The 24423-nt window shown below is 41.1% G+C and carries 17 protein-coding genes, 3 tRNA genes and 3 rRNA genes; 22 read left to right on the top strand and 1 reads right to left on the bottom strand.

Annotated features, from left to right (window positions below):
• The first annotated feature begins 4 nt into the window (after nt 1-4).
• The 14 genes from QM859_RS08080 to gap all read left to right on the top strand — a co-directional run bounded on the left by QM859_RS08080 (nt 5) and on the right by gap (nt 15166).
• Nucleotides 5-1342, top strand: a complete 1338-nt coding sequence (locus QM859_RS08080; protein ID WP_414262735.1) for a PFL family protein — start codon at nt 5-7, stop codon at nt 1340-1342.
• Between the two features lie 311 nt (nt 1343-1653).
• Complete coding sequence (gene rnpA / locus QM859_RS08075; protein WP_414262786.1) at nt 1654-2025, top strand: ribonuclease P protein component; 372 nt, start codon at nt 1654-1656, stop codon at nt 2023-2025.
• Nucleotides 2000-2815 carry a YidC/Oxa1 family membrane protein insertase gene (locus QM859_RS08070; RefSeq protein ID WP_004251132.1) on the top strand — a complete coding sequence of 272 codons (816 nt, stop codon included), beginning with the start codon at nt 2000-2002 and terminating at the stop codon, nt 2813-2815. Before rnpA ends, QM859_RS08070 begins: the two co-directional genes overlap by 26 nt.
• Nucleotides 2816-2829: 14 nt before the next feature.
• Entirely contained in the window at nt 2830-3786 is a 957-nt protein-coding gene (jag, locus tag QM859_RS08065) for an RNA-binding cell elongation regulator Jag/EloR (RefSeq protein ID WP_414262734.1), read from the top strand.
• A 53-nt stretch (nt 3787-3839) separates the two neighbouring features.
• Entirely contained in the window at nt 3840-4460 is a 621-nt protein-coding gene (locus QM859_RS08060; protein ID WP_414262733.1) for a ribonuclease P, read from the top strand.
• Nucleotides 4461-4578: 118 nt separating this feature from the next.
• Complete coding sequence (gene tkt / locus QM859_RS08055) at nt 4579-6555, top strand: transketolase (protein ID WP_414262732.1); 1977 nt, start codon at nt 4579-4581, stop codon at nt 6553-6555.
• Between the two features lie 115 nt (nt 6556-6670).
• Nucleotides 6671-6991: a preprotein translocase subunit YajC gene (gene yajC / locus QM859_RS08050; protein ID WP_004251136.1), complete on the top strand. Its 321-nt coding sequence runs from the start codon at nt 6671-6673 to the stop codon at nt 6989-6991.
• A 48-nt stretch (nt 6992-7039) separates the two neighbouring features.
• Complete coding sequence (locus QM859_RS08045; protein WP_414262731.1) at nt 7040-7477, top strand: low molecular weight protein-tyrosine-phosphatase; 438 nt, start codon at nt 7040-7042, stop codon at nt 7475-7477.
• Nucleotides 7470-7883: an MORN repeat-containing protein gene (locus QM859_RS08040; protein ID WP_024056349.1), complete on the top strand. Its 414-nt coding sequence runs from the start codon at nt 7470-7472 to the stop codon at nt 7881-7883. The genes QM859_RS08045 and QM859_RS08040 overlap by 8 nt, the downstream gene beginning before the upstream one ends.
• Before the next feature lie 299 nt (nt 7884-8182).
• The gene (gene adhE, locus QM859_RS08035) at nt 8183-10834 is read left to right on the top strand and encodes a bifunctional acetaldehyde-CoA/alcohol dehydrogenase (protein WP_247922310.1); all 2652 of its coding nucleotides are present in this window, start codon (nt 8183-8185) and stop codon (nt 10832-10834) included.
• Between the two features lie 131 nt (nt 10835-10965).
• Nucleotides 10966-11877 (top strand): helix-turn-helix domain-containing protein, encoded by a 912-nt coding sequence (locus QM859_RS08030; protein ID WP_414262730.1) that lies wholly within the window; start codon nt 10966-10968, stop codon nt 11875-11877.
• A gap of 163 nt (nt 11878-12040) precedes the next feature.
• The gene (locus QM859_RS08025; protein WP_414262729.1) at nt 12041-12724 is read left to right on the top strand and encodes an ABC transporter ATP-binding protein; all 684 of its coding nucleotides are present in this window, start codon (nt 12041-12043) and stop codon (nt 12722-12724) included.
• Nucleotides 12693-13994 carry an ABC transporter permease gene (locus tag QM859_RS08020; protein WP_414262728.1) on the top strand — a complete coding sequence of 434 codons (1302 nt, stop codon included), beginning with the start codon at nt 12693-12695 and terminating at the stop codon, nt 13992-13994. The genes QM859_RS08025 and QM859_RS08020 overlap by 32 nt, the downstream gene beginning before the upstream one ends.
• Nucleotides 13995-14158: 164 nt before the next feature.
• Nucleotides 14159-15166, top strand: a complete 1008-nt coding sequence (gene gap, locus QM859_RS08015) for a type I glyceraldehyde-3-phosphate dehydrogenase (protein ID WP_140834568.1) — start codon at nt 14159-14161, stop codon at nt 15164-15166.
• A 66-nt stretch (nt 15167-15232) separates the two neighbouring features.
• Here gap and QM859_RS08010 read toward each other — a convergent pair whose 3' ends face one another.
• Entirely contained in the window at nt 15233-16108 is an 876-nt protein-coding gene (locus QM859_RS08010; RefSeq protein ID WP_414262727.1) for an RluA family pseudouridine synthase, read from the bottom strand.
• A gap of 88 nt (nt 16109-16196) precedes the next feature.
• On the opposite strand from QM859_RS08010, the gene pbp2a reads away from it, so the two are divergent.
• The 8 genes from pbp2a (at nt 16197) to QM859_RS07970 (ending at nt 24422) form a co-directional block, all read left to right on the top strand.
• Nucleotides 16197-18422, top strand: coding sequence for a penicillin-binding protein PBP2A (gene pbp2a, locus QM859_RS08005; RefSeq protein ID WP_373075928.1), 2226 nt, complete (start codon nt 16197-16199; stop codon nt 18420-18422).
• Between the two features lie 184 nt (nt 18423-18606).
• Nucleotides 18607-19086, top strand: coding sequence for a sigma-70 family RNA polymerase sigma factor (locus QM859_RS08000; protein WP_373075927.1), 480 nt, complete (start codon nt 18607-18609; stop codon nt 19084-19086).
• Nucleotides 19087-19153: 67 nt separating this feature from the next.
• Nucleotides 19154-19225, top strand: a tRNA-Glu gene (locus QM859_RS07995).
• Between the two features lie 229 nt (nt 19226-19454).
• Nucleotides 19455-21000, top strand: a 16S ribosomal RNA gene (locus QM859_RS07990).
• 50 nt (nt 21001-21050) lie between these two features.
• Nucleotides 21051-21123: transfer RNA gene (locus QM859_RS07985), tRNA-Ala, on the top strand.
• A 125-nt stretch (nt 21124-21248) separates the two neighbouring features.
• Nucleotides 21249-24149, top strand: a 23S ribosomal RNA gene (locus tag QM859_RS07980).
• An 80-nt stretch (nt 24150-24229) separates the two neighbouring features.
• Nucleotides 24230-24345: ribosomal RNA gene (gene rrf / locus QM859_RS07975) — 5S ribosomal RNA — on the top strand.
• Together the 16S, 23S and 5S rRNA genes with 3 tRNA genes alongside form the textbook arrangement of a ribosomal RNA operon.
• Before the next feature lie 4 nt (nt 24346-24349).
• A tRNA-Val gene (locus QM859_RS07970) sits at nt 24350-24422 on the top strand.
• Nucleotide 24423 lies beyond the last annotated feature (1 nt).

Here is a 24423-nt window from a genome sequence, read left to right as displayed (position 1 = left end):
GCTTATGGATATTAGACAAGTTACCGAAACTATTTCAATGATTGAAGAGCAGAATTTTGATATTCGTACCATTACCATGGGAATTTCTCTTCTTGATTGTATTGATCCAGATATTGATAAGGCTGCAGATAAAATATATGAAAAAGTTACGACTAAGGCGGCAAATTTAGTCGCTGTTGGGGATGAAATTGCTGCTGAGTTAGGTATACCTATTGTCAATAAACGTGTATCAGTAACACCGATTTCTCTAATTGGTGCTGCTACAAATGCAAGGGACTATGTACCGTTAGCCAAAGCTTTAGATAGAGCAGCAAAAGAAATTGGTGTCGATTTTATTGGTGGCTTTTCTGCCTTAGTTCAAAAAGGCTACCAAAAAGGAGATGAAATACTCATCAATTCGATTCCACGTGCTTTGGCCGAGACAGACAAAGTGTGCTCGTCTGTCAATATTGGTTCAACCAAGTCAGGAATTAACATGACTGCTGTAGCTGATATGGGTCGAATTATCAAGGAGACAGCTGAGCTTTCAGATATGGGGGCTGCAAAACTTGTCGTTTTTGCCAATGCAGTTGAGGACAATCCTTTTATGGCCGGAGCCTTTCATGGTGTTGGTGAAGCTGATGTTATTATCAATGTAGGTGTTTCAGGGCCTGGTGTTGTCAAACGTGCTTTAGAAAAAGTTCGCGGTCAAAGCTTTGATGTAGTTGCTGAAACTGTTAAAAAGACAGCCTTCAAGATTACTCGGATTGGTCAATTAGTTGGCCAGATGGCTAGTGAAAGACTAGGTGTTGATTTTGGGATTGTTGATTTGAGTTTAGCACCTACTCCTGCAGTGGGGGATTCAGTAGCTCGGGTCCTGGAAGAAATGGGACTGGAAACAGTTGGGACTCATGGGACGACTGCCGCTTTAGCTCTTTTAAATGACCAAGTAAAAAAAGGCGGAGTAATGGCTTGCAACCAAGTCGGTGGTCTGTCAGGTGCTTTCATCCCAGTTTCAGAAGATGAGGGTATGATAGCAGCAGTGCAAAATGGTTCCCTAAATCTTGAGAAATTAGAAGCCATGACTGCTATCTGTTCAGTTGGATTGGATATGATTGCCATTCCAGAAGATACTCCGGCAGAAACGATTGCGGCTATGATTGCGGATGAGGCAGCAATTGGTGTTATTAATATGAAAACCACAGCTGTCCGTATCATTCCAAAGGGTAAAGAAGGCGATATGATTGAGTTTGGTGGCTTGCTAGGAACTGCCCCAGTTATGAAAGTCAATGGAGCTTCTTCGGCTGATTTCATTGCTCGTGGAGGACAGATTCCTGCTCCAATTCATAGTTTTAAAAATTAATAAAAAAATAAAATGATTTAAGTTCAATTTAAGGATAGGTGTGTATACTCTAATCATTAAATAAAGACCTCCTAACTTTATTTAATAGAAATCCTAAACTTTTTCATAATAATCTCCTACAAAAGTCACTCGTAAGAGTGGCTTTTGTTTTGTATTCTCTAACAAAACTAGTAAAATTTCATTGATTCTGGTCAAATTTTTTAAGAATGGCTACTTTTTTCGAAGTCAAACCAGCCTAAAACCTTGCCATGATTGGCTTTTTGAAAAATTATGGTATAATAGTAGTAGTTTTATTAGATGGAGTAGAATTTTTGAGAAAAAGCTTTCGTGTAAAAAAAGAGAAAGATTTCGACGCCATATTTAAAAAGGGAGCAAGTGTAGCTAATCGAAAATTTGTTATTTATCGATTAGAAAACAATGGAACACATTTTCGAGTAGGTTTATCAGTCAGTAAAAAATTAGGAAATGCTGTGACAAGAAACCAAATCAAGAGAAGAATCCGGCATGTTCTCATTCAAAATAGTAATCAACTTGTTGATAATGTCGATTTTGTTGTGATTGCTCGAAAAGGCGTTGAACTATTAGAATATGCAGAAATTGAAAAAAACTTACTTCATGTTTTGAGATTAGCAAAGATTTACCAGGAAGGAAATAAGAGTGAAGAAGAAATTACAATTGACTAGTTTGTTAGGTTTGTCCTTGTTGGTAATGACTGCTTGTGCAACTAGTGAAGTGTCTGCAGATTCGGCAGACTTTTGGAGTAAACTTGTTTATTTTTTTGCTGAAACTATTCGATTTTTGTCATTTGATGTCAGCATTGGTTTAGGGATTATTCTGTTCACAGTCTTGATTAGAACAATACTGTTACCAGTCTTTCAAACACAAATGGTGGCTTCCAGAAAAATGCAAGAGGCGCAACCTCTTATCAAAGAATTGCGCGAACGTTATCCAGGTCGCGACATGGAAAGTCGTACTAAGCTAGATCAGGAAACACGTAAATTATTTAAAGAATTAGGCATTAAGCAATCCGCATCCTTCTGGCCACTTTTGATTCAAATGCCAATTCTATTGGCTCTTTTCCAAGCTTTATCAAACGTAGATTTTTTGAAGACAGGCCACTTCTTATGGTTCAATCTAGGTGGAGCTGATACCACTTTCGTACTACCTATTTTAGCTGCCCTATTCACCTTCCTCAGTAGCTGGCTTTCAAATAAAGCTTTGCCTGAGAAAAATGGTGCAATGACAGGTATGATGTATGGGATGCCTGTTATAATCTTCTTTTTTGCAATATCTGCTCCAAGTGGTGTCGCTCTGTACTGGGCGGTTTCAAATGCTTATCAAGTATTGCAAACTTACCTTTTGAACAACCCCTTCAAAATCATTGCAGAGCGTGAAGCTGATGTGCAAGCTAAGAAGGATTTAGAAGTTAAGAAAAGAAAAGCTCTAAAGAAAGCACAGAAAAAGAAAAAGTAAGGAGAAATCTGATAATGGTATTATTTACAGGTTCAACAGTTGAAGAAGCAATCCAAAAGGGATTGAATGAATTAAATATTCCGAGAATGAAAGCTCATATCAAAGTTGTTTCGAGAGAGAAAAAGGGATTTTTTGGACTTTTTGGTACAAAACCAGCTCAAGTTGATATCGAAGCAATCAGTGAAACAACTGTTGTAAAAGCAAATCAGCAGGCGATCAAAGGTGTTCCGAAAGAAATTAATGATCAAAATGATCCAGTTAAAACAGTCAGCGAAGCAACCGTTGATTTGGGACATGTAGTTGCAGCTATCAAGAAAATTGAAGAAGAAGGCCAAGAAATTTCTGAAGAAGTCAAGGCTGAAATTCTTAAGAATGATAAAGAAGCCAGCACGATTTTAGAAGAAACAGGCCATATTGAAGTTTTAAAAGAATTGCAACCTGAAGAAATTCAAGATGAAGTTGAGCCTGAAAAAGGCAGCGACTTAGAAAATCTTGGTTTGAAAGTCGAGCCAACATACGACATCGAAAAGGTTGTTGAAGAAGTAACCAATTATGTTCAAGCAATCATTGATGATATGGATGTTGAGGGAACTATTTCTAGCACCTCAAATCGCCGTTCTATCAATATGCAAATTGATACTAATGAACCGGGGCGTATTATCGGTTACCATGGTAAGGTTTTGAAATCTCTCCAGCTTTTAGCGCAAAATTATCTTTATAACCGCTATTCAAGAACCTTCTATATTACCATCAATGTTAATGATTATGTAGAACACCGTGCAGAAGTCTTGCAGAGCTATGCACAGAAGTTAGCTACACGTGTCCTAGAAGAGGGGCGTAGTCAGGTGACTGATCCAATGTCTAGTAGTGAACGTAAAATTATCCATCGTATTATTTCACGTATGGAGGGTGTCACTAGTTATTCAGAAGGTGATGAGCCAAATCGTTACGTTGTGGTTGATACAGAATAATCAAAGCAAAATCAGGGGAAACCTGATTTTTTTCTAACTGAAGAAGGAGTAAAATGAAAGAAATCAAGGACTATCTTGCTTATCAAGGAGAACAGTACCGGAATCCCGAAAAAGCAGGAACTGAAAAGGATAAAATGCTAGACCTGCGTCAAAAAGGGCAGGAAGCGCGAAAGGCATTTACTCACCTAGCAGAATGTTTTCAAGCTAGGCATTCCGATTGGGATTTACACCCAACTAGTCAATGGATGAATCAAGCGCAGAGATTACGACCACATTTCTGGGTTTATTTACAGAGAGAGGGGCATGTAACAGAGCCCATGATGGCTCTTCGTTTGTATGGAAATCAGAATAATTGGGGAATCTCTATAGAAGTCAGCTTTGTAGAGAGAAAGAAAGATGAGACTACCTTGTCAAAACAGGCTAAAATATTGGATATCCCAGTGGTTGCTGGAATCTATTATTGGGTTCAGAAAAACGATGAAAGCTATAGAGTACAAGCTACTGAGGAGAATAGACAACTTTTAAGACAACAATTATCCAATCAGGAGATTCGTAAGGTTTTAGTAAAAGTTGATATTCCAGTAGCCGATGAAGATACTATTGATAAGGTTCTAGATAAACTTGATAGAGGTTTTGAAAAACTATCACCTTACTATCAAGTGACTAGAGATTAGTATAATCGGCTGAGCCATTTTATAGTAAATTGTTTTATTGCTATTCTATCTGTTTTTTCATATAATAGTAGAATAGGATATGTGATAAACTTATCACCTTAAATAGAAAGGAAATTCTATGTCAAATCTATCTGTTAATGCTATTCGTTTCTTAGGTATTGACGCTATTAATAAAGCGAATTCAGGTCACCCAGGGGTGGTAATGGGTGCAGCACCGATGGCTTACAGCCTTTTCACTAAAGAACTTCGTATCAATCCAGCTCAACCAAACTGGATCAACCGCGACCGTTTTATTCTTTCAGCGGGTCACGGATCAATGCTTCTCTATGCCCTTCTTCACCTTTCTGGATTTGAAGATGTGAGCATGGATGAAGTGAAGAGCTTCCGTCAATGGGGTTCTAAAACTCCAGGTCACCCAGAATTTGGTCATACAGCAGGGGTTGATGCAACAACAGGTCCTCTAGGACAAGGGATTGCAACTGCGACAGGTTTTGCACAAGCAGAACGTTTCCTTGCAGCCAAGTATAACCGCGAAGGTTATAACATCTTTGATCACTACACATATGTTATCTGTGGAGATGGTGACTTGATGGAAGGTGTATCAAGTGAAGCTGCTTCTTATGCAGGTTTGCAGAAACTTGACAAATTGGTTGTTCTCTATGATTCAAATGATATCAACTTGGACGGTGAGACAAAAGATTCATTCACAGAGAGTGTTCGTGATCGTTACAATGCCTACGGTTGGCATACAGCCTTGGTTGAAGATGGGACAGACTTAGAAGCTATTCAAGCAGCTATTGAAGAAGCTAAGGCTTCAGGAAAACCATCTTTGATTGAAGTGAAAACTGTTATTGGTTATGGTTCTCCAAACAAACAAGGAACCAATGCTGTACACGGGGCTCCTCTTGGAGCGGATGAAACTGCGGCAACTCGCCAGGCACTTGGTTGGAACTATGAACCATTTGAAATCCCAGCAGAAGTTTATGCTGATTTCAAAGAAAATGTTGCGGACCGTGGTGCATCGGCATATGAAGCATGGACAAAACTGGTCGCAGACTATAAAGAAGCTCACCCAGAATTGGCTGAAGAAGTGGAAGCCATCATCGACGGACGCGATCCAGTTGAATTGACTCCAGAAGACTTCCCAGCTTTAGAAAATGGCTTCTCTCAAGCAACTCGTAACTCAAGCCAAGATGCTTTAAATGTAGTGGCTGCTAAATTGCCAACCTTCCTTGGCGGATCAGCTGACCTTGCTCATTCAAATATGACTTACATCAAAACTGATGGACTTCAGGACGATGCAAATCGCTTGAACCGTAATATCCAATTTGGTGTTCGTGAATTTGCAATGGGTACAGTTTTGAACGGAATGGCTCTTCATGGTGGACTTCGAGTTTATGGTGGAACTTTCTTCGTCTTCTCAGATTACCTTAAAGCAGCAGTTCGTTTATCAGCTCTACAAGGTCTTCCTGTAACCTATGTCTTCACCCACGATTCAATCGCAGTTGGTGAAGATGGACCAACTCATGAACCAATTGAGCACTTGGCAGGACTTCGTGCGATTCCAAACCTTAATGTTTTCCGTCCAGCAGATGCGCGTGAAACTCAAGCAGCTTGGTACCTTGCAGTGAAGAGTGAGAAAACACCAACTGCCCTCGTCTTGACTCGTCAAAACTTGACTGTTGAGGAAGGAACAGACTTTGATAAGGTTGCGAAAGGTGCTTATGTTGTCTATGAAAATGCTACAGACTTTGACACGATTTTGATTGCAACAGGTTCAGAGGTTAATCTAGCAGTTGCAGCTGCTAAAGAATTGGCAAGTCAAGGTGGAAAAGTTCGCGTAGTCAGCATGCCATCTACGGATGTCTTTGATGCGCAAGATGCCGCATACAAAGAAGAAATCCTACCAAATGCAGTTCGTCGCCGTGTGGCGGTTGAAATGGGAGCGACTCAAAACTGGTACAAATACGTTGGTCTTGATGGAGCAGTTCTCGGTATTGATACCTTTGGAGCATCTGCCCCAGCTTCAAAAGTGTTGGCAGAGTATGGATTTACAGTTGAAAACTTAGTAGAACTTGTAAACAACTTGAAATAAGAAAAATCAGAGCTTTGCTCTGGTTTTTTATTGGCCTAAAACTAAGGTGCAATCTTGTAAAAAATAGTGAAATTTGATATAGTAGTTTTATCTGAATTACAAAGGAGAAAATACAATGAATGCAAATTTAACATTTGTGATTATGCTTGTAGGAATGTTTGCCTTGATGTTCTTTATGCAACGTTCTCAAAAGAAACAAGCTGAAAAACGCATGGAGAGTCTAAATAAACTTCAAAAAGGCTATGAAGTCATTACCATCGGTGGTTTATACGGTACAGTTGATGAAGTTGATACCGAAAACAGAACGATCGTACTTGATGTAGACGGAGTTTACTTGACTTTTGAACTTGGAGCTATCAAATCTGTCTTGCCACTTAAAGAGGCTGTTACATCAGAAGGTACAGTTGTCGATGGTGAAAGCGCGATTGAAGAATAAAACGGGGTGGATCTCATACCCCTTTTTCTATGAAGATGGGGAACAATAATGAAGAAAGTTGTTTTTGTATGTCTTGGTAATATTTGCCGTAGTCCTATGGCAGAATTTGTTATGAAATCTTTAACCGATGATTATGAGATTGAAAGTAGAGCAACTTCTTCTTGGGAACATGGAAATCCAATTCACAAAGGAACTCAGAAAATTTTTAAAGCTCACGAGATTCCTTACGATTCATCAAAAACATCACAGCAAATTTCTAAGGATGATTTTGAATATTTTGATTATGTCATTGGAATGGACGAGTCCAATCTTCTAGATTTGACTCGAATGTGTCCTCAAGACCAACAACACAAGCTAGAGGCATTCGCTTCTGAGAGTGTTCCTGATCCATGGTATACAGGTGATTTTGATGAAACTTACGATCGAGTTTTAACTGGTTGCCAAGCTTGGCTAACACGTTTAGAAAATGAGGCAAAAAATGGATAATTTAAAGAAATTCTATGATAAGTACAGTGTCTATATAACGCGTCCTCGTTTGGAAATTGCAACAGTAGTAGTCATAGCTCTTTGTGCTATATTTGTATTTGTAGGGAATATGCCTAAGCAAGGAGTTTTGAAACTGGATGGCGATTCACTTGTATATGATGGAAGTATTGTACGTGGAAAGATGAATGGCAAAGGCACAATGACCTTCTCAAATGGCGACACTTATACTGGTGAATTTAAAAATGGAGCATTTAACGGTAAAGGGACCTACCAAGCTAAAGAGGGCTGGGTTTATGAAGGTGACTTTGTTAATGGCCAAGCTGAAGGAAAAGGAAAACTGACTACAGAGCAAGAAGTTGTCTATGAAGGTGACTTTAAACAAGGGCTCTTCCAACAAGCACAATAACCTCCTCTTAGAGGGGGTAATATACCGCACCTATAGAAAGCGCTTACATGGAAATTAAGACGCCTTTCAATACCTTTTTACAATGAAGTTTGTGAAAAATAAAAGTTTTACGAGATTATTCACAAAGTATAAGCTAAAAAGCGTATGGGTAGGGATGTGCAAAATTATTTTCACAAGCGAATAAAAAAAGTTTGTGAAATTTCTATGAAACTGTTTACAAATCTTGAAAAAAGAGTTATAATAAGATTGTGAAAAAATTAACAAAGGACTTACAATCCTTGAAAGCTATGGAGGAAAATATGGCTGATAAAAAAACTGTAACACCAGAGGAAAAGAAACTCGCTGCTGAAAAGCATGTCGATGGTTTGGTGCAAAAAGCTTTGGTTGCCCTTGAAGAAATGCGTAAACTTGACCAAGATCAAGTCGATTATATTGTAGCAAAAGCTTCAGTTGCAGCTCTTGATGCCCACGGAGAATTGGCTTTACATGCCTTTGAAGAAACAGGACGTGGAGTATTTGAAGATAAAGCGACTAAAAACCTATTTGCTTGTGAGCACGTGGTAAATAACATGCGCCACACTAAAACAGTTGGTGTTATCGAAGAAGATGATGTAACAGGATTGACTCTTATCGCTGAACCGGTTGGTGTTGTTTGTGGTATCACTCCAACAACAAACCCTACTTCAACAGCAATCTTTAAAGCTTTGATTTCATTGAAGACTCGTAATCCTATTGTCTTTGCGTTCCACCCATCAGCTCAAGAATCATCAGCTCACGCTGCTCAAATCGTGCGTGATGCAGCGATTAAAGCAGGAGCTCCTGAAAACTGTGTACAGTGGATTACTGAACCATCTATGGAAGCAACTAGCGCATTGATGAACCACGAAGGTGTTGCAACAATCCTTGCAACAGGTGGGAATGCCATGGTTAAAGCTGCATACTCATGTGGAAAACCAGCTCTTGGGGTAGGTGCCGGAAACGTTCCAGCTTATGTTGAAAAATCAGCTAACATCCGCCAAGCTGCTCACGACATCGTCATGTCTAAATCATTTGATAACGGTATGGTCTGTGCATCTGAACAAGCGGTTATCATTGATAAAGAAATTTATGATGAATTTGTAGCTGAGTTCAAATCTTACCATACTTACTTTGTAAACAAAAAAGAAAAAGCTCTTCTTGAAGAATTCTGCTTCGGCGTGAAAGCAAACAGCAAAAACTGTGCTGGTGCAAAATTGAACGCTGACATCGTTGGTAAACCAGCAACTTGGATCGCAGAACAAGCAGGATTTACTGTTCCAGAAGGAACAAACATTCTTGCTGCAGAATGTAAAGAAGTTGGCGAAAACGAGCCGTTGACTCGTGAAAAATTATCACCAGTTATCGCAGTTTTGAAATCTGAAAGTCGCGAAGACGGTATTGCAAAAGCTCGTCAAATGGTTGAATTTAACGGTCTTGGGCACTCAGCTGCTATCCATACAGCTGATGAAGAATTGACTAAAGAATTTGGTAAAGCTGTTAAAGCTATTCGTGTTATCTGTAACTCACCTTCTACTTTCGGTGGTATCGGGGATGTTTATAATGCCTTCTTGCCATCATTGACACTCGGATGTGGTTCTTACGGACGTAACTCAGTTGGGGATAACGTTAGCGCCATTAACCTCTTGAATATCAAAAAAGTCGGAAGACGGAGAAATAACATGCAATGGATGAAACTTCCTTCAAAAACATACTTTGAACGTGATTCAATTCAATACCTTCAAAAATGTCGTGACGTTGAGCGTGTCATGATCGTTACTGACCACGCTATGGTAGAGCTTGGCTTCCTTGATCGTATCATCGAGCAACTTGACCTTCGTCGCAATAAGGTTGTTTACCAAATCTTTGCAGATGTAGAGCCAGATCCAGATATCACTACAGTTGAACGTGGTACTGAGATTATGCGTTCCTTCAAACCAGATACAATCATTGCTCTTGGTGGTGGATCACCAATGGACGCTGCTAAAGTAATGTGGCTCTTCTATGAGCAACCAGAAGTGGACTTCCGTGACCTTGTACAAAAATTCATGGATATCCGTAAACGTGCCTTCAAATTCCCATTGCTTGGTAAGAAGACTAAATTCATCGCGATTCCAACTACATCTGGTACAGGATCTGAAGTAACTCCATTTGCCGTTATCTCTGATAAAGCAAACAACCGTAAATACCCAATCGCTGACTACTCATTGACACCAACTGTGGCAATCGTAGACCCTGCCTTGGTATTGACAGTTCCTGGATTTGTTGCTGCTGACACTGGTATGGACGTATTGACTCACGCAACTGAAGCTTACGTATCACAAATGGCTAGCGACTACACTGACGGTCTTGCTCTTCAAGCGATCAAACTCGTATTTGAAAACCTTGAAAGTTCAGTTAAGAATGCAGACTTCCATTCACGTGAGAAAATGCATAACGCTTCAACTATTGCTGGTATGGCCTTTGCTAATGCCTTCCTAGGTATTTCTCACTCAATGGCTCACAAGATTGGTGCACAATTCCACACAGTTCACGGACGTACAAATGCAATCTTGCTTCCATACGTTATCCGTTACAATGGTACACGCCCAGCTAAGACAGCTACATGGCCTAAGTACAACTACTACCGTGCAGATGAGAAATATCAAGATATCGCTCGTATGCTTGGACTTCCAGCTTCTACTCCAGAAGAAGGGGTTGCATCTTATGCTAAAGCTGTTTACGAACTCGGTGAGCGCGTAGGTATCGAAATGAACTTCAAAGCACAAGGTGTTGACGAGAAAGAATGGAAAGAACATTCACGTGAATTGGCCTTCCTTGCTTATGAAGATCAATGTTCACCTGCAAATCCACGTCTTCCAATGGTTGATCATATGCAAGAAATCATCGAAGATGCTTACTATGGTTACAAAGAAAGACCAGGACGTCTTAAATAATTGATTATCAGTCAGAGGCAGGAGTAATCCTGTCTCTTTTTTGTATTTCTTTTTTGGAAATGGTATAATAATCGCATCTATTTGTTTGAAAATCAAAGCTTTGATAATCGTGCGAGGGAGAAATGTAAGAGATGAATGATCTAGGGGAAAAGGTAAGACTTCTTAGAGAGGAGAAAGGACTTAGTCGCCCAGTTTTTTGTGAAGATGAGTCGGAACTGTCAGTTCGTCAGTTAGTGCGCATTGAAAAAGGAGAATTTCGTCCGACAATAAAAACACTGGAATATATAGCGAATAGGTTAGACATTCCATCCTATTTTTTGATGCCAGACTATAAGGAATTACCCAAGCGTTACCAAGAATTAAAATACTTTCTTCTTCATCATCCTGACTATGGAGACAAAGAGTTGCAGGAACAAAAGGAAGAATATTTTGATGAGATTTTGGAGTGTTTTTATGATGATTTGCCACGTGATGAGAAAGTGCTAGTGGATTGTCTCCAAGCCATAGATACAGTGAGAGCAACTAGTAATTCCTTGTATGGTGAAAGTGTGCTTGAAAATGGCCTGCAGGACTTACTATCCAGAGATGTATATAAAGCGGAGGATCTATTAAGACTGAGGTTGTATTTTGCATGTAACTTAATGGATGGTTTGAAAGCGGGTGAAATAAAAGAATCTGAGTATGAGAATATTCTTTATTTTCATGAGAAATTAAGTTCGCAGATTGATAAGATAGAGTTCGATTGTTTAGACTTACTTAGAGATTCCTTACTAGCTTCTTTAACTTGTATAGAGATTATGGGGCTGTTTCATTATTTTAAGAGGGCAGTTGAAACGTTAAATAAAATAGGGCAAAAAACACGAGATTTTCAAAAACAACCGATTGTCTTGATGCTTGAGTGGAAATATTATATTCAGACGGATTATGACACTGCAAAACAAAAGTATGAAGAAGCGAAAATGATGGCGAGAATGTTTGGCAATGAGAAGTTAATCGTTAGTTTAGATAATGAATGGGCTGAGGACATAGAAAGATACCGTTAAAGGGTTTATAGGAGTGACATTTCTGTCATTGGGGAAATGTCGCTTTTTTGTTACAATGAATTCGTAAAAAAGAGAGAGGAATTCTTTGATTCCTTTTGAATCTGATTGATAAATATAGTTTGTATCGATACACGATATCACAAGTGATTTAAAGGAGATGTCCATGTCTATTTTATCCATTAAAAATATTTCAAAATTTTACGCTTTGGACGGTAAACATAAAGAGCAGGCTCTAAGAAATATTAACCTGCAGATTGCAGAAGGAAAAATAACTGCGATTTATGGTCCATCAGGCTGTGGCAAAACCAGTCTACTGAATATCATCAGTGGTCTTGATAGAGAGTATGAGGGAATTTTAGCTTTTAAAGGAGAACCTCTCAGGGATTTATCGGAGATTGAATTAACTCAATTCCGTAAAGATAATATTGGTTTTGTCTTTCAAAACTTCAATCTCATTCCTCACCAGTCTGTTTTGGACAATGTTAAGTTGCCTCTCTATGTCAAAGATTTATCCGATAAAGAAATGACAAGGATAGCTCAAGAGCAACTAGTCAGTTTAGGAATGGAACCTTTTATGGCTAAAAATGTCAAGCAACTTTCTGGAGGACAAAAGCAACGTGTAGCCATTGCTCGTGCTCTGGTCAATCAACCGGATATGATTGTAGCTGATGAGCCAACAGGGTCGCTGGATTCTCAATCTCAGGAACTGGTTTTGGAAGTATTTAAAAATTTAGCCCAATCTGGAAAAACAGTACTGATTGTGACTCATAACCCAGAAGTAACTGAATATGCAGATGTAATTATCAAAATGAAGGATGGTGAAGTCGTTGAAGAAGTCAAAAAATAAAGGATTGTCCTTTAAAAATAAATTCAAACTTTCTTTAAGTAACTTTATGGAAAGAAAGTGGCGAAACTTGCTAATTGCGGTAGCAACCTCGATTGGTTTTGTCGGAGTATTGATTTCCTTCGGTCTAGGGAATGCCTTGATCTCAATGATTGATGAAAATACAAACGGAGGGAAGCTACCTTCTCAAGTTCAGATTGCTCTAAATTCAAATGTTGCTGGTAGAGGTTTTTTGAATCAAGTTGATAAGGACTATATCACGGATACGATTGGGAAAGATGCTATTAAGTATCTAGAGAGTCCTTTTGGCATGACTATGTCAAAAATCACTATAGACGGACAAGAAGTGGACTTTAGTCAAACCATGCCTTCTTATGCTCAAGTTGTGAGTTTATATGAGGATACAAGTATCTCCGTTAGCAGTAATGAGAAAGAAAAAGTGCTAGCAGGTCCTATATACACTGATGCAAAAGAGCAGGGATTGACGATTCCGATGAGTCTACTGAAAAATTGGAATGAACAAACAGGGAAAAATCTTACAGCTAGTGATGTTATAGGCAAACCAGTCTCGGCAAGCATTTTAGAAAATGGTGCTGAAGGTAGCAAGACTTCTCACTTTCAAACTCACATTGTTCGGGTTATAAATGACGAGGATGATGCTGAGGATAGTAACAGCTACATGACTGCTCATCAGATGGAAACCATATTAAAAGAGGCTGGTTTTACAAAAGCTATATCTTATTTTATTTTGGAGCTTAAAGATCCATCTGGTACCAAAACAGTTATAGAAGAGTTGCAAAAGAACAAGAAATATTCGGTCCTTTCTCAACAGGCCGTTCTTGATATTGTGATTACCTTTATTCGCGTCATCCAGGGATTATTGATTGTTCTTTCATCTCAAGCAATTTTGGTAGCGGCAGTTATGATAGGTATCATCATTTATATCAATATCATGCAACGTTCCAAGGAAATTGGTGTCATGAAAGCAGTTGGATATCAAAATAGAGATGTGAAAGGAATTTTTATCTATGAGGCACTGTGGATTGTTATGATTGCCTTGTTTATAGCATTTGTGATTGCTCAAGGTTTAGGAAGTATAGCGAATGTTACTGTTCATCATTTTTATCCGTCTATCTCTAAAGTTTTTGAATTGAATCTTCTCTCAATTTTTGGAACTCTCGGTTTTGCCTTGCTTCTTGGTTACATTTCAGCCTACTTCCCTGCACGAAAGATTAGTAAAATGGATCCAGTAGAATCATTACGCTATGAATAGGGGGAGCACGGTATTAAAAAGAAAGTAGTTTGAAAATCAAGGCCAGCGCTTGCAATTTAACTCAAATAGTTATATAATAAGAACGTTAAAAGGTGATTTGTAGTGATTCAAGTTACTCTTTTCACAATAAAAATTTCATGATTTTCATAAGGAGGAAATCACTAATGGTAGTTAAAGTTGGTATTAACGGTTTCGGCCGTATCGGTCGTCTTGCTTTCCGTCGTATCCAAAACGTAGAAGGTGTTGAAGTTACTCGCATCAACGACCTTACAGATCCAGTTATGCTTGCACACTTGTTGAAATATGACACAACTCAAGGTCGTTTCGACGGTACTGTAGAAGTTAAAGAAGGCGGATTCGAAGTTAACGGTAAATTCGTTAAAGTTTCTGCTGAACGTGATCCAGAACAAATCGACTGGGCTACTGACGGTGTAGAAATCGTTCTTGAAGCAACTGGTTTCTTTGCTAAGAAAGATGCAGCTGAAAAACACCTTAAAGGTGGAGCTAAGAAAGTTGTTATCACTGCTCCTGGTGGAAACGATGTTAAAACAGTTGTATTTAACACTAACCACGACGTTCTTGATGGTACTGAAACAGTTATCTCAGGTGCTTCATGTACTACAAACTGCTTGGCTCCAATGGCTAAAGCTCTTCAAGATAACTTCGGTGTTGTAGAAGGATTGATGACTACTATCCATGCTTACACTGGTGACCAAATGATCCTTGACGGACCACACCGTGGTGGGGACCTTCGTCGTGCTCGCGCTGGTGCTGCAAACATCGTTCCTAACTCAACTGGTGCTGCTAAAGCTATCGGTCTTGTAATTCCAGAATTGAATGGTAAACTTGACGGATCTGCACAACGCGTTCCAACTCCAACTGGATCAGTTACTGAATTGGTAGCTGTTCTTGAAAAGAATGTTACTGTTGACGAAGTGAACGCAGCTATGAAAGCAGCTTCAAACGAATCATACGGTTACACAGAAGATCCAATCGTATCTTCAGATATCGTAGGTATGGCTTACGGTTCATTGTTTGACGCAACTCAAACTAAAGTTCTTGACGTTGACGGTAAACAATTGGTTAAAGTTGTATCATGGTACGACAACGAAATGTCTTACACTGCACAACTTGTACGTACTCTTGAATACTTCGCAAAAATTGCTAAATAATTTCTGAGTCGAAAAAGCAAGACCAATCGGTCTTGCTTTTTGTATCAATAAAAATGGATGATTTTATCATCCATTTTGTTTTAATTCTCTTTCAAATGTATCTGAGAGAGCGGTAAAGCTTAATTTATTTAAAGTCAGAGGGTGGATAAAGGATAGTTTAAATGCGTGAAGCATCAGTCTCTTGTTGTTTGAGTGTGGGTTGTAGAGAGGGTCCCCGAGGATTGGATGTCCGTGGTGAAATAGGTGGACTCGGATCTGATGAGTACGTCCTGTTTTTAATCTACACCGAACGAGACTGGTTTTGTTTTGAAATTGTTTTAACCGAGTTACATGAGTTTCGGCGCATTGACCATTTTTTTGATCCACAATTCTTTTTCTACGATCGTGACGATTGCGACCGATTTTATCTCGGAAGATCAAGTCCTTAGCCGCTAATCTTCCATCAACCAGAGCCCAGTATTCTCGAGAAATCTCTTTCTTTTCTAATAAGCGATTAAGAATGGGAAGAATGAATGGATTCTTCGCAAACAGAACGAGACCGCTTGTTTCCATATCCAAGCGATGAACGACATAGCAGGTCTGACCGACATAGGCGCTAACATGATTGAGAAGAGCTATCTCATCTGGCTGATTTCCATGTGTCTTCATGCCCTCAGGTTTATTGACGATAATTAAATGTTGATCTTGATAGACTTCTTCGACAAGTTTGGGATTTCCCCAGAGAATTTCTTTTGTAGGATAATCTTCCTCGTCGAAAATTAATTGGCATTCATCTCCTGCTTTGATAGTTTGGTGCCAATGAACTTCCTCCTGATTAATAAGGATATGTTTTTTAACTCTCAAAAAATGACGTATTTTTCGAGGGATTAACAGTTGCTCTTCCAGAAAAAGTTTGACTGTCATTTCAGGCAAAGAATCAGGTATAGTAAAGGTAAATTTCATACAGATATTGTAACAAAAATTAGTCTATTTGGACAGGGGAACTAGCTAAATTCTTGTCTTCCTATAGGGAAGATGATAAAATAAACGCATGAAATTAGATACATTATTTGAAAAATTTCTTTCCTTATTTAAGAAAGAAGAAAATGAAATTGAAGAAACAGAGACTAATGAAGTTGAGCATGAAAATAACGGGTCTAGTAATTTACGACGTTCAAGAACAGGACGAAAGAAAGCTGGGTCAGTTGGTCCTATCCGAAAATTCTGGCGCCGTTATCATCTGACAAAGATCTTTCTGATTATAGGATTAAGTGCCAGCCTTTTTGTTGGGGTCTATCTATTTGCGCTAGCAAAATCGACAAATGTTACAGACTTACAAAATTCTTTAAAAACACGTACTCTGATTTTTGACCGAGAAGAGAAAGAAGCAGGGGCTCTGTCAGGTCAAAAAGGGACCTATGTCGAACTTTCGGATATTAGTGAAGATTTGCAAAATGCTGTTATTGCGACAGAAGATAGAAGCTTCTACAAAAATAGTGGGATTAACTATGGGCGCTTTTTCCTGGCTATCCTAACAGCTGGTCGCTCGGGCGGTGGTTCTACAATTACCCAACAGTTGGCGAAAAATGCTTATCTTTCACAAGACCAAACTGTGCAGAGAAAGGCTAAAGAATTCTTCCTTGCTTTAGAATTAACCAAAAAATACAGTAAAAAAGAAATTCTAACCATGTACTTGAACAATGCCTACTTCGGTAATGGAGTTTGGGGTGTTGAAGATGCTAGTAAAAAGTACTTTGGTGTTTCGGCATCGGAATTAACTCTTGATGAAGCCGCCACTTTAGCAGGCATGCTTAAAGGCCCAGAATTGTACAATCCTCTGAATTCTATTGAGCATTCAACTAATCGAAGAGATACTGTCTTGCAAAATATGGTGGTTGCCGGCTATCTTGATAAAAATAAGGAAGCAGAAGCATCAAGTGTTAATATGGCTTCTCAGTTGAAAGATAGTTATGAAGGGAAAATATCAGACTACCGTTATCCTTCCTATTTTGATGCAGTTGTCAATGAAGCTATTGAAAAGTATAATCTAACAGAGGAAGAAATCGTTAATAACGGTTATCGAATTTATACGGAGCTAGATCAAAATTACCAAGCAAATATGCAGGTTATCTACCAAAATACTTCTCTCTTTCCGACAGCTGAAGATGGAACACATGCAGAGTCTGGTAGTGTCGCATTAGAACCAAAAACAGGTGGAGTTCGAGGAGTTGTTGGTCGAGTGGCCGGGGATGATAAAACAGGTTTCAGAAATTTTAACTATGCAACCCAATCCAAAAGAAGTCCAGGGTCTACTATTAAACCCTTGATAGTGTACACACCAGCGGTTGAGGCAGGCTGGTCTCTTAATAAGGAGTTGGATAATCATACCATGCAATATGGTGATTATAAAGTAGACAACTACGCAGGAATCAAGACATCACGAGAAGTACCCATGTATCAAGCTTTGGCTAAATCTCTAAATTTACCTGCAGTAGCTGCTGTTAAAGAGCTTGGAATCGATAAAGCCTTTGAAGCGGGTGAAAAGTTTGGTCTCAACATGAGCGATGTAGATCGTGTGCTTGGAGTGGCTTTAGGTGGTGGCGTGGAAACTAACCCACTACAAATGGCCCAGGCTTATGCAGCATTTGCAAATGAAGGTTTGATGCCTGAAGCGCATTTTATTACACGAATTGAGAATGCGAGTGGACAAGTCATTGCTACTCATAAAAATTCTCAAAAACGTGTAATCGATAAGTCAGTAGCCGATAAAATGACTAGCATGATGCTAGGGACTTTCACAAATGGTACAGGAATAAGTTCATCGCCTGATGGTTATGTCATGGCTGGAAAAACTGGAACGACAGAAACTGCTTTTAACCCAGAATATACGAGTGATCAATGGGTTGTTGGTTATACGCCTGATTTAGTCATTAGTCACTGGCTTGGTTTCCCGACTACTGATGAAAATCATTACCTAGCAGGTTCGACATCAAATGGCGCCGCTCATATTTTTAGAAGTATGGCAGAAACAATTCTTCCTTATACACCAGGAAGCACATTTACAGTTGAAAACGCCTATAAAATAAATGGAATTGCTCCTAAAAATGTTCCGAATCAGCCTGCTGACAATGGTGGAGGGCAGCCGAATGACTCTATAAGTGACATTCAAAGTCGAGCACAGAACCTTATTGATGAAGCAGAAAAAGCTATTTCAGATGCAAAAATTAAAGAAAAGGCAAAAACCGTCTGGGATACAATTGTAGATTTGTTCCAATAAATTTTTTAAAAGACAAGAGCATAACTCTTGTCTCTTTTTATATCCTAAAAAGTCTAAAAAGATATCCCAACGAAATATCAAACATTCAAAAAAATAAAATCAGGCAAGATAAATAACAAAATAGAAGAAATGTCATAATTCGTCTCTACCTCTGCTATACTAATGGCAGAAAAGGAGAACAACTATGTTAGACATGAATTACCACGAAGTAAAAGCTATTGTACATAAGTGTAGAAAAGAATACTACCTTCATTTATGGGAAAAAGAAGATTGGGATCAAGAGGGAATGATCTGCCTACATGAATTATTAGAAAATCACCCTGATTTTAAGGAAAATAAAAATAAGGAATTTTATACCTACTTCAAAACAAAGTTTCGAAATCGAATTTTGGATGCAGTTAGGAAACAAGAAAGTTACAAAAGAAGATTGGATCGACAAGCTTATGAAGAAGTAAGCGAGATTAGTCATCGATTAGGCGAAGGGGGGCTATTGATAGATGAGTCTTACGCATTACAAGAAGTGCTTAAAAAGTATCGAGCAGGATTAGGAAAAGAAAAATTGGAGTTATTTGAACGATTATTAGCTGATGAGCGATTCAAAGGAAGAAAAGCAATGTTGAAAGAACTAAAGCATGTACTAAGAGATTTTTCTCCAAAAAGATAAAAAAATAATCTCAAGTTCTTGACAAGATTGTAAAAGCAGGTATAATAGAAAGAGTTAAAAAGCTCAGGGTCCGTTGGTCAAGGGGTTAAGACACCGCCTTTTCACGGCGGTAACACGGGTTCGAATCCCGTACGGACTATGGGTGTGTCGCGGTTGATGGAAATAGGATTTAAAAAAAGTTAAAAAAACCTGTTGACAGAGAAAAGTGACTGTGATATACTAATATAGTTGTCGTAAGCGCGACAAAGACCTTTGAAAACTGAACAAGACGAACCAATGTGCAGGGCACTATAACTTAAGGTTATAGTACTGAACAATGAAAAAAACAATAAATCTGTCAGTGACAGAAATGAGTGAGAACTCAAACTTTTAATGAGAGTTTGATCCTGGCTCAGGACGAACGCTGGCGGCGTGCCTAATACATGCAAGTAGAACGCTGAAGGAGGAGCTTGCTTCTCCGGATGAGTTGCGAACGGGTGAGTAACGCGTAGGTAACCTGCCTGGTAGCGGGGGATAACTATTGGAAACGATAGCTAATACCGCATAACAGTAGATATCGCATGATAGCTGCTTGAAAGGTGCAATTGCACCACTACCAGATGGACCTGCGTTGTATTAGCTAGTTGGTGAGGTAACGGCTCACCAAGGCGACGATACATAGCCGACCTGAGAGGGTGATCGGCCACACTGGGACTGAGACACGGCCCAGACTCCTACGGGAGGCAGCAGTAGGGAATCTTCGGCAATGGACGGAAGTCTGACCGAGCAACGCCGCGTGAGTGAAGAAGGTTTTCGGATCGTAAAGCTCTGTTGTAAGAGAAGAACGAGTGTGAGAGTGGAAAGTTCACACTGTGACGGTATCTTACCAGAAAGGGACGGCTAACTACGTGCCAGCAGCCGCGGTAATACGTAGGTCCCGAGCGTTGTCCGGATTTATTGGGCGTAAAGCGAGCGCAGGCGGTTAGATAAGTCTGAAGTTAAAGGCTGTGGCTTAACCATAGTACGCTTTGGAAACTGTTTAACTTGAGTGCAAGAGGGGAGAGTGGAATTCCATGTGTAGCGGTGAAATGCGTAGATATATGGAGGAACACCGGTGGCGAAAGCGGCTCTCTGGCTTGTAACTGACGCTGAGGCTCGAAAGCGTGGGGAGCAAACAGGATTAGATACCCTGGTAGTCCACGCCGTAAACGATGAGTGCTAGGTGTTAGACCCTTTCCGGGGTTTAGTGCCGTAGCTAACGCATTAAGCACTCCGCCTGGGGAGTACGACCGCAAGGTTGAAACTCAAAGGAATTGACGGGGGCCCGCACAAGCGGTGGAGCATGTGGTTTAATTCGAAGCAACGCGAAGAACCTTACCAGGTCTTGACATCCCTCTGACCGCTCTAGAGATAGAGTTTTCCTTCGGGACAGAGGTGACAGGTGGTGCATGGTTGTCGTCAGCTCGTGTCGTGAGATGTTGGGTTAAGTCCCGCAACGAGCGCAACCCCTATTGTTAGTTGCCATCATTCAGTTGGGCACTCTAGCGAGACTGCCGGTAATAAACCGGAGGAAGGTGGGGATGACGTCAAATCATCATGCCCCTTATGACCTGGGCTACACACGTGCTACAATGGTTGGTACAACGAGTCGCAAGCCGGTGACGGCAAGCTAATCTCTTAAAGCCAATCTCAGTTCGGATTGTAGGCTGCAACTCGCCTACATGAAGTCGGAATCGCTAGTAATCGCGGATCAGCACGCCGCGGTGAATACGTTCCCGGGCCTTGTACACACCGCCCGTCACACCACGAGAGTTTGTAACACCCGAAGTCGGTGAGGTAACCATTTGGAGCCAGCCGCCTAAGGTGGGATAGATGATTGGGGTGAAGTCGTAACAAGGTAGCCGTATCGGAAGGTGCGGCTGGATCACCTCCTTTCTAAGGATAAGGAATGCACATTGGTCTTGTTTAGTCTTGAGAGGTCTTGTGGGGCCTTAGCTCAGCTGGGAGAGCGCCTGCTTTGCACGCAGGAGGTCAGCGGTTCGATCCCGCTAGGCTCCATTGGTGAGAGATCACCAAGTAATGCACATTGAAAATTGAATATCTATATCAAATAGTAACAAGAAAATAAACCGAAAACGCTGTAGTATTAATAAGAGTTTATGACTGAAAGGTCAAAAAAGTAAGGTTAAGTTAATAAGGGCGCACGGTGGATGCCTTGGCACTAGGAGCCGAAGAAGGACGTGACAAACGACGATATGCCTTGGGTAGCTGTAAGTAAGCGATGATCCAGGGATTTCCGAATGGGGGAACCCAACAGGTACTACCTGTTACCCATATCTGTTAAGGATATGAGGAGGAAGACGCAGTGAACTGAAACATCTAAGTAGCTGCAGGAAGAGAAAGCAAAAGCGATTGCCTTAGTAGCGGCGAGCGAAACGGCAGGAGGGCAAACCGAAGAGTTTACTCTTCGGGGTTGTAGGACTGCAATTTGGACTCAAAGATTATAGAAGAATGACATGGGAAGGTCAGCCAAAGAGAGTGAGAGCCTCGTATTTAAAATAGTCTTTGTACCTAGCAGTATCCTGAGTACGGCGAGACACGTGAAATCTCGTCGGAATCTGGGAGGACCATCTCCCAACCCTAAATACTCCCTAGTGACCGATAGTGAACCAGTACCGTGAGGGAAAGGTGAAAAGCACCCCGGGAGGGGAGTGAAATAGAACCTGAAACCGTGTGCCTACAACAAGTTCGAGCCCGTTAATGGGTGAGAGCGTGCCTTTTGTAGAATGAACCGGCGAGTTACGATATGATGCGAGGTTAAGTTGAAGAGACGGAGCCGTAGGGAAACCGAGTCTGAATAGGGCGCTTTAGTATTATGTCGTAGACCCGAAACCATGTGACCTACCCATGAGCAGGTTGAAGGTGCGGTAAGACGCACTGGAGGACCGAACCAGGGCACGTTGAAAAGTGCTTGGATGACTTGTGGGTAGCGGAGAAATTCCAAACGAACTTGGAGATAGCTGGTTCTCTCCGAAATAGCTTTAGGGCTAGCGTCGACATTAGAGATTCTTGGAGGTAGAGCACTGTTTGGGTGAGGGGTCCATCCCGGATTACCAATCTCAGATAAACTCCGAATGCCAATGAATTATGGTCGGCAGTCAGACTGCGAGTGCTAAGATCCGTAGTCGAAAGGGAAACAGCCCAGACCACCAGCTAAGGTCCCAAAATAATTGTTAAGTGGAAAAGGATGTGGGGTTGCACAGACAACTAGGATGTTAGCTTAGAAGCAGCTATTCATTCAAAGAGTGCGTAATAGCTCACTAGTCGAGTGACCCTGCGCCGAAAATGTACCGGGGCTAAAACAATTTACCGAAGCTGTGGATACCTTTATAGGTATGGTAGGAGAGCGTTCTATGTGTGGAGAAGGTGTACCGTGAGGAGCGCTGGAACGCATAGAAGTGAGAATGCCGGTATGAGTAGCGAAAGACAGGTGAGAATCCTGTCCACCGTAAGACTAAGGTTTCCAGGGGAAGGCTCGTCCGCCCTGGGTTAGTCGGGACCTAAGGAGAGACCGAAAGGTGTATCCGATGGACAACAGGTTGATATTCCTGTACTAGAGTATGTAGTGATGGAGGGACGCAGTAGGCTAACTAAAGCAGACGATTGGAAGTGTCTGTCTAAGCAGTGAGGTGTGAATTGAGTTAAATGCTTAATTCTATAACATTGAGCTGTGATGGGGAGCGAAGTTTAGTAGCGAAGTTAGTGACGTCACACTGCCAAGAAAAGCTTCTAGCGTTTAACATACTCTACCCGTACCGCAAACCGACACAGGTAGTCGAGGCGAGTAGCCTCAGGTGAGCGAGAGAACTCTCGTTAAGGAACTCGGCAAAATGACCCCGTAACTTCGGGAGAAGGGGTGCTGACTTTACGTCAGCCGCAGTGAATAGGCCCAAGCAACTGTTTATCAAAAACACAGCTCTCTGCTAAATCGTAAGATGATGTATAGGGGGTGACGCCTGCCCGGTGCTGGAAGGTTAAGAGGAGTGCTTAGCGCAAGCGAAGGTATGAATTGAAGCCCCAGTAAACGGCGGCCGTAACTATAACGGTCCTAAGGTAGCGAAATTCCTTGTCGGGTAAGTTCCGACCCGCACGAAAGGCGTAATGATTTGGGCACTGTCTCAACGAGAGACTCGGTGAAATTTTAGTACCTGTGAAGATGCAGGTTACCCGCGACAGGACGGAAAGACCCCATGGAGCTTTACTGCAGTTTGATATTGAGTGTCTGTACCACATGTACAGGATAGGTAGGAGTCTATGAGATCGGGACGCCAGTTTCGAAGGAGACGTTGTTGGGATACTACCCTTGTGTTATGGCCACTCTAACCCGGATAGGTGATCCCTATCGGAGACAGTGTCTGACGGGCAGTTTGACTGGGGCGGTCGCCTCCTAAAAGGTAACGGAGGCGCCCAAAGGTTCCCTCAGAATGGTTGGAAATCATTCGCAGAGTGTAAAGGTATAAGGGAGCTTGACTGCGAGAGCTACAACTCGAGCAGGGACGAAAGTCGGGCTTAGTGATCCGGTGGTTCCGTATGGAAGGGCCATCGCTCAACGGATAAAAGCTACCCTGGGGATAACAGGCTTATCTCCCCCAAGAGTTCACATCGACGGGGAGGTTTGGCACCTCGATGTCGGCTCGTCGCATCCTGGGGCTGTAGTCGGTCCCAAGGGTTGGGCTGTTCGCCCATTAAAGCGGCACGCGAGCTGGGTTCAGAACGTCGTGAGACAGTTCGGTCCCTATCCGTCGCGGGCGTAGGAAATTTGAGAGGATCTGCTCCTAGTACGAGAGGACCAGAGTGGACTTACCGCTGGTGTACCAGTTGTCTTGCCAAAGGCATCGCTGGGTAGCTATGTAGGGAAGGGATAAACGCTGAAAGCATCTAAGTGTGAAACCCACCTCAAGATGAGATTTCCCATGATTTTATATCAGTAAGAGCCCTGAGAGATGATCAGGTAGATAGGTTAGAAGTGGAAGTGTGGCGACACATGTAGCGGACTAATACTAATAGCTCGAGGACTTATCCAAAGTAACTGAGAATACGAAGCGTGATTAGTTTTTAAGTGAAATTTGAAAGATATTCAATTTTGAGTAGGTATTACTCAGAGTTAAGTGACGATAGCCTAGGAGATACACCTGTACCCATGCCGAACACAGAAGTTAAGCCCTAGAACGCCGGAAGTAGTTGGGGGTTGCCCCCTGTGAGATATGGAAGTCGCTTAGCTCGAGGGAGTTTAGCTCAGCTGGGAGAGCATCTGCCTTACAAGCAGAGGGTCAGCGGTTCGATCCCGTTAACTCCCAT

It is taken from the genome of Streptococcus infantis, from assembly GCF_047463175.1.
Taxonomy (GTDB): domain Bacteria; phylum Bacillota; class Bacilli; order Lactobacillales; family Streptococcaceae; genus Streptococcus; species Streptococcus infantis_AC.
The sequence above is the reverse complement of the archived record's forward strand: the minus strand, read 5'-3'. Positions and strand labels throughout refer to the sequence as shown.

Coding starts and splice junctions, on each gene's coding strand:
- QM859_RS08080 (WP_414262735.1), top strand. CDS start 5: ATGGATATTAGACAAGTTACCGAAACTATTTCAATGATTGAAGAGCAG.
- jag (WP_414262734.1), top strand. CDS start 2,830: ATGGTATTATTTACAGGTTCAACAGTTGAAGAAGCAATCCAAAAGGGA.
- QM859_RS08060 (WP_414262733.1), top strand. CDS start 3,840: ATGAAAGAAATCAAGGACTATCTTGCTTATCAAGGAGAACAGTACCGG.
- tkt (WP_414262732.1), top strand. CDS start 4,579: ATGTCAAATCTATCTGTTAATGCTATTCGTTTCTTAGGTATTGACGCT.
- yajC (WP_004251136.1), top strand. CDS start 6,671: ATGAATGCAAATTTAACATTTGTGATTATGCTTGTAGGAATGTTTGCC.
- QM859_RS08045 (WP_414262731.1), top strand. CDS start 7,040: ATGAAGAAAGTTGTTTTTGTATGTCTTGGTAATATTTGCCGTAGTCCT.
- QM859_RS08040 (WP_024056349.1), top strand. CDS start 7,470: ATGGATAATTTAAAGAAATTCTATGATAAGTACAGTGTCTATATAACG.
- adhE (WP_247922310.1), top strand. CDS start 8,183: ATGGCTGATAAAAAAACTGTAACACCAGAGGAAAAGAAACTCGCTGCT.
- QM859_RS08030 (WP_414262730.1), top strand. CDS start 10,966: ATGAATGATCTAGGGGAAAAGGTAAGACTTCTTAGAGAGGAGAAAGGA.
- QM859_RS08025 (WP_414262729.1), top strand. CDS start 12,041: ATGTCTATTTTATCCATTAAAAATATTTCAAAATTTTACGCTTTGGAC.
- QM859_RS08020 (WP_414262728.1), top strand. CDS start 12,693: ATGGTGAAGTCGTTGAAGAAGTCAAAAAATAAAGGATTGTCCTTTAAA.
- gap (WP_140834568.1), top strand. CDS start 14,159: ATGGTAGTTAAAGTTGGTATTAACGGTTTCGGCCGTATCGGTCGTCTT.
- QM859_RS08010 (WP_414262727.1), bottom strand. CDS start 16,108: ATGAAATTTACCTTTACTATACCTGATTCTTTGCCTGAAATGACAGTC.
- pbp2a (WP_373075928.1), top strand. CDS start 16,197: ATGAAATTAGATACATTATTTGAAAAATTTCTTTCCTTATTTAAGAAA.
- QM859_RS08000 (WP_373075927.1), top strand. CDS start 18,607: ATGTTAGACATGAATTACCACGAAGTAAAAGCTATTGTACATAAGTGT.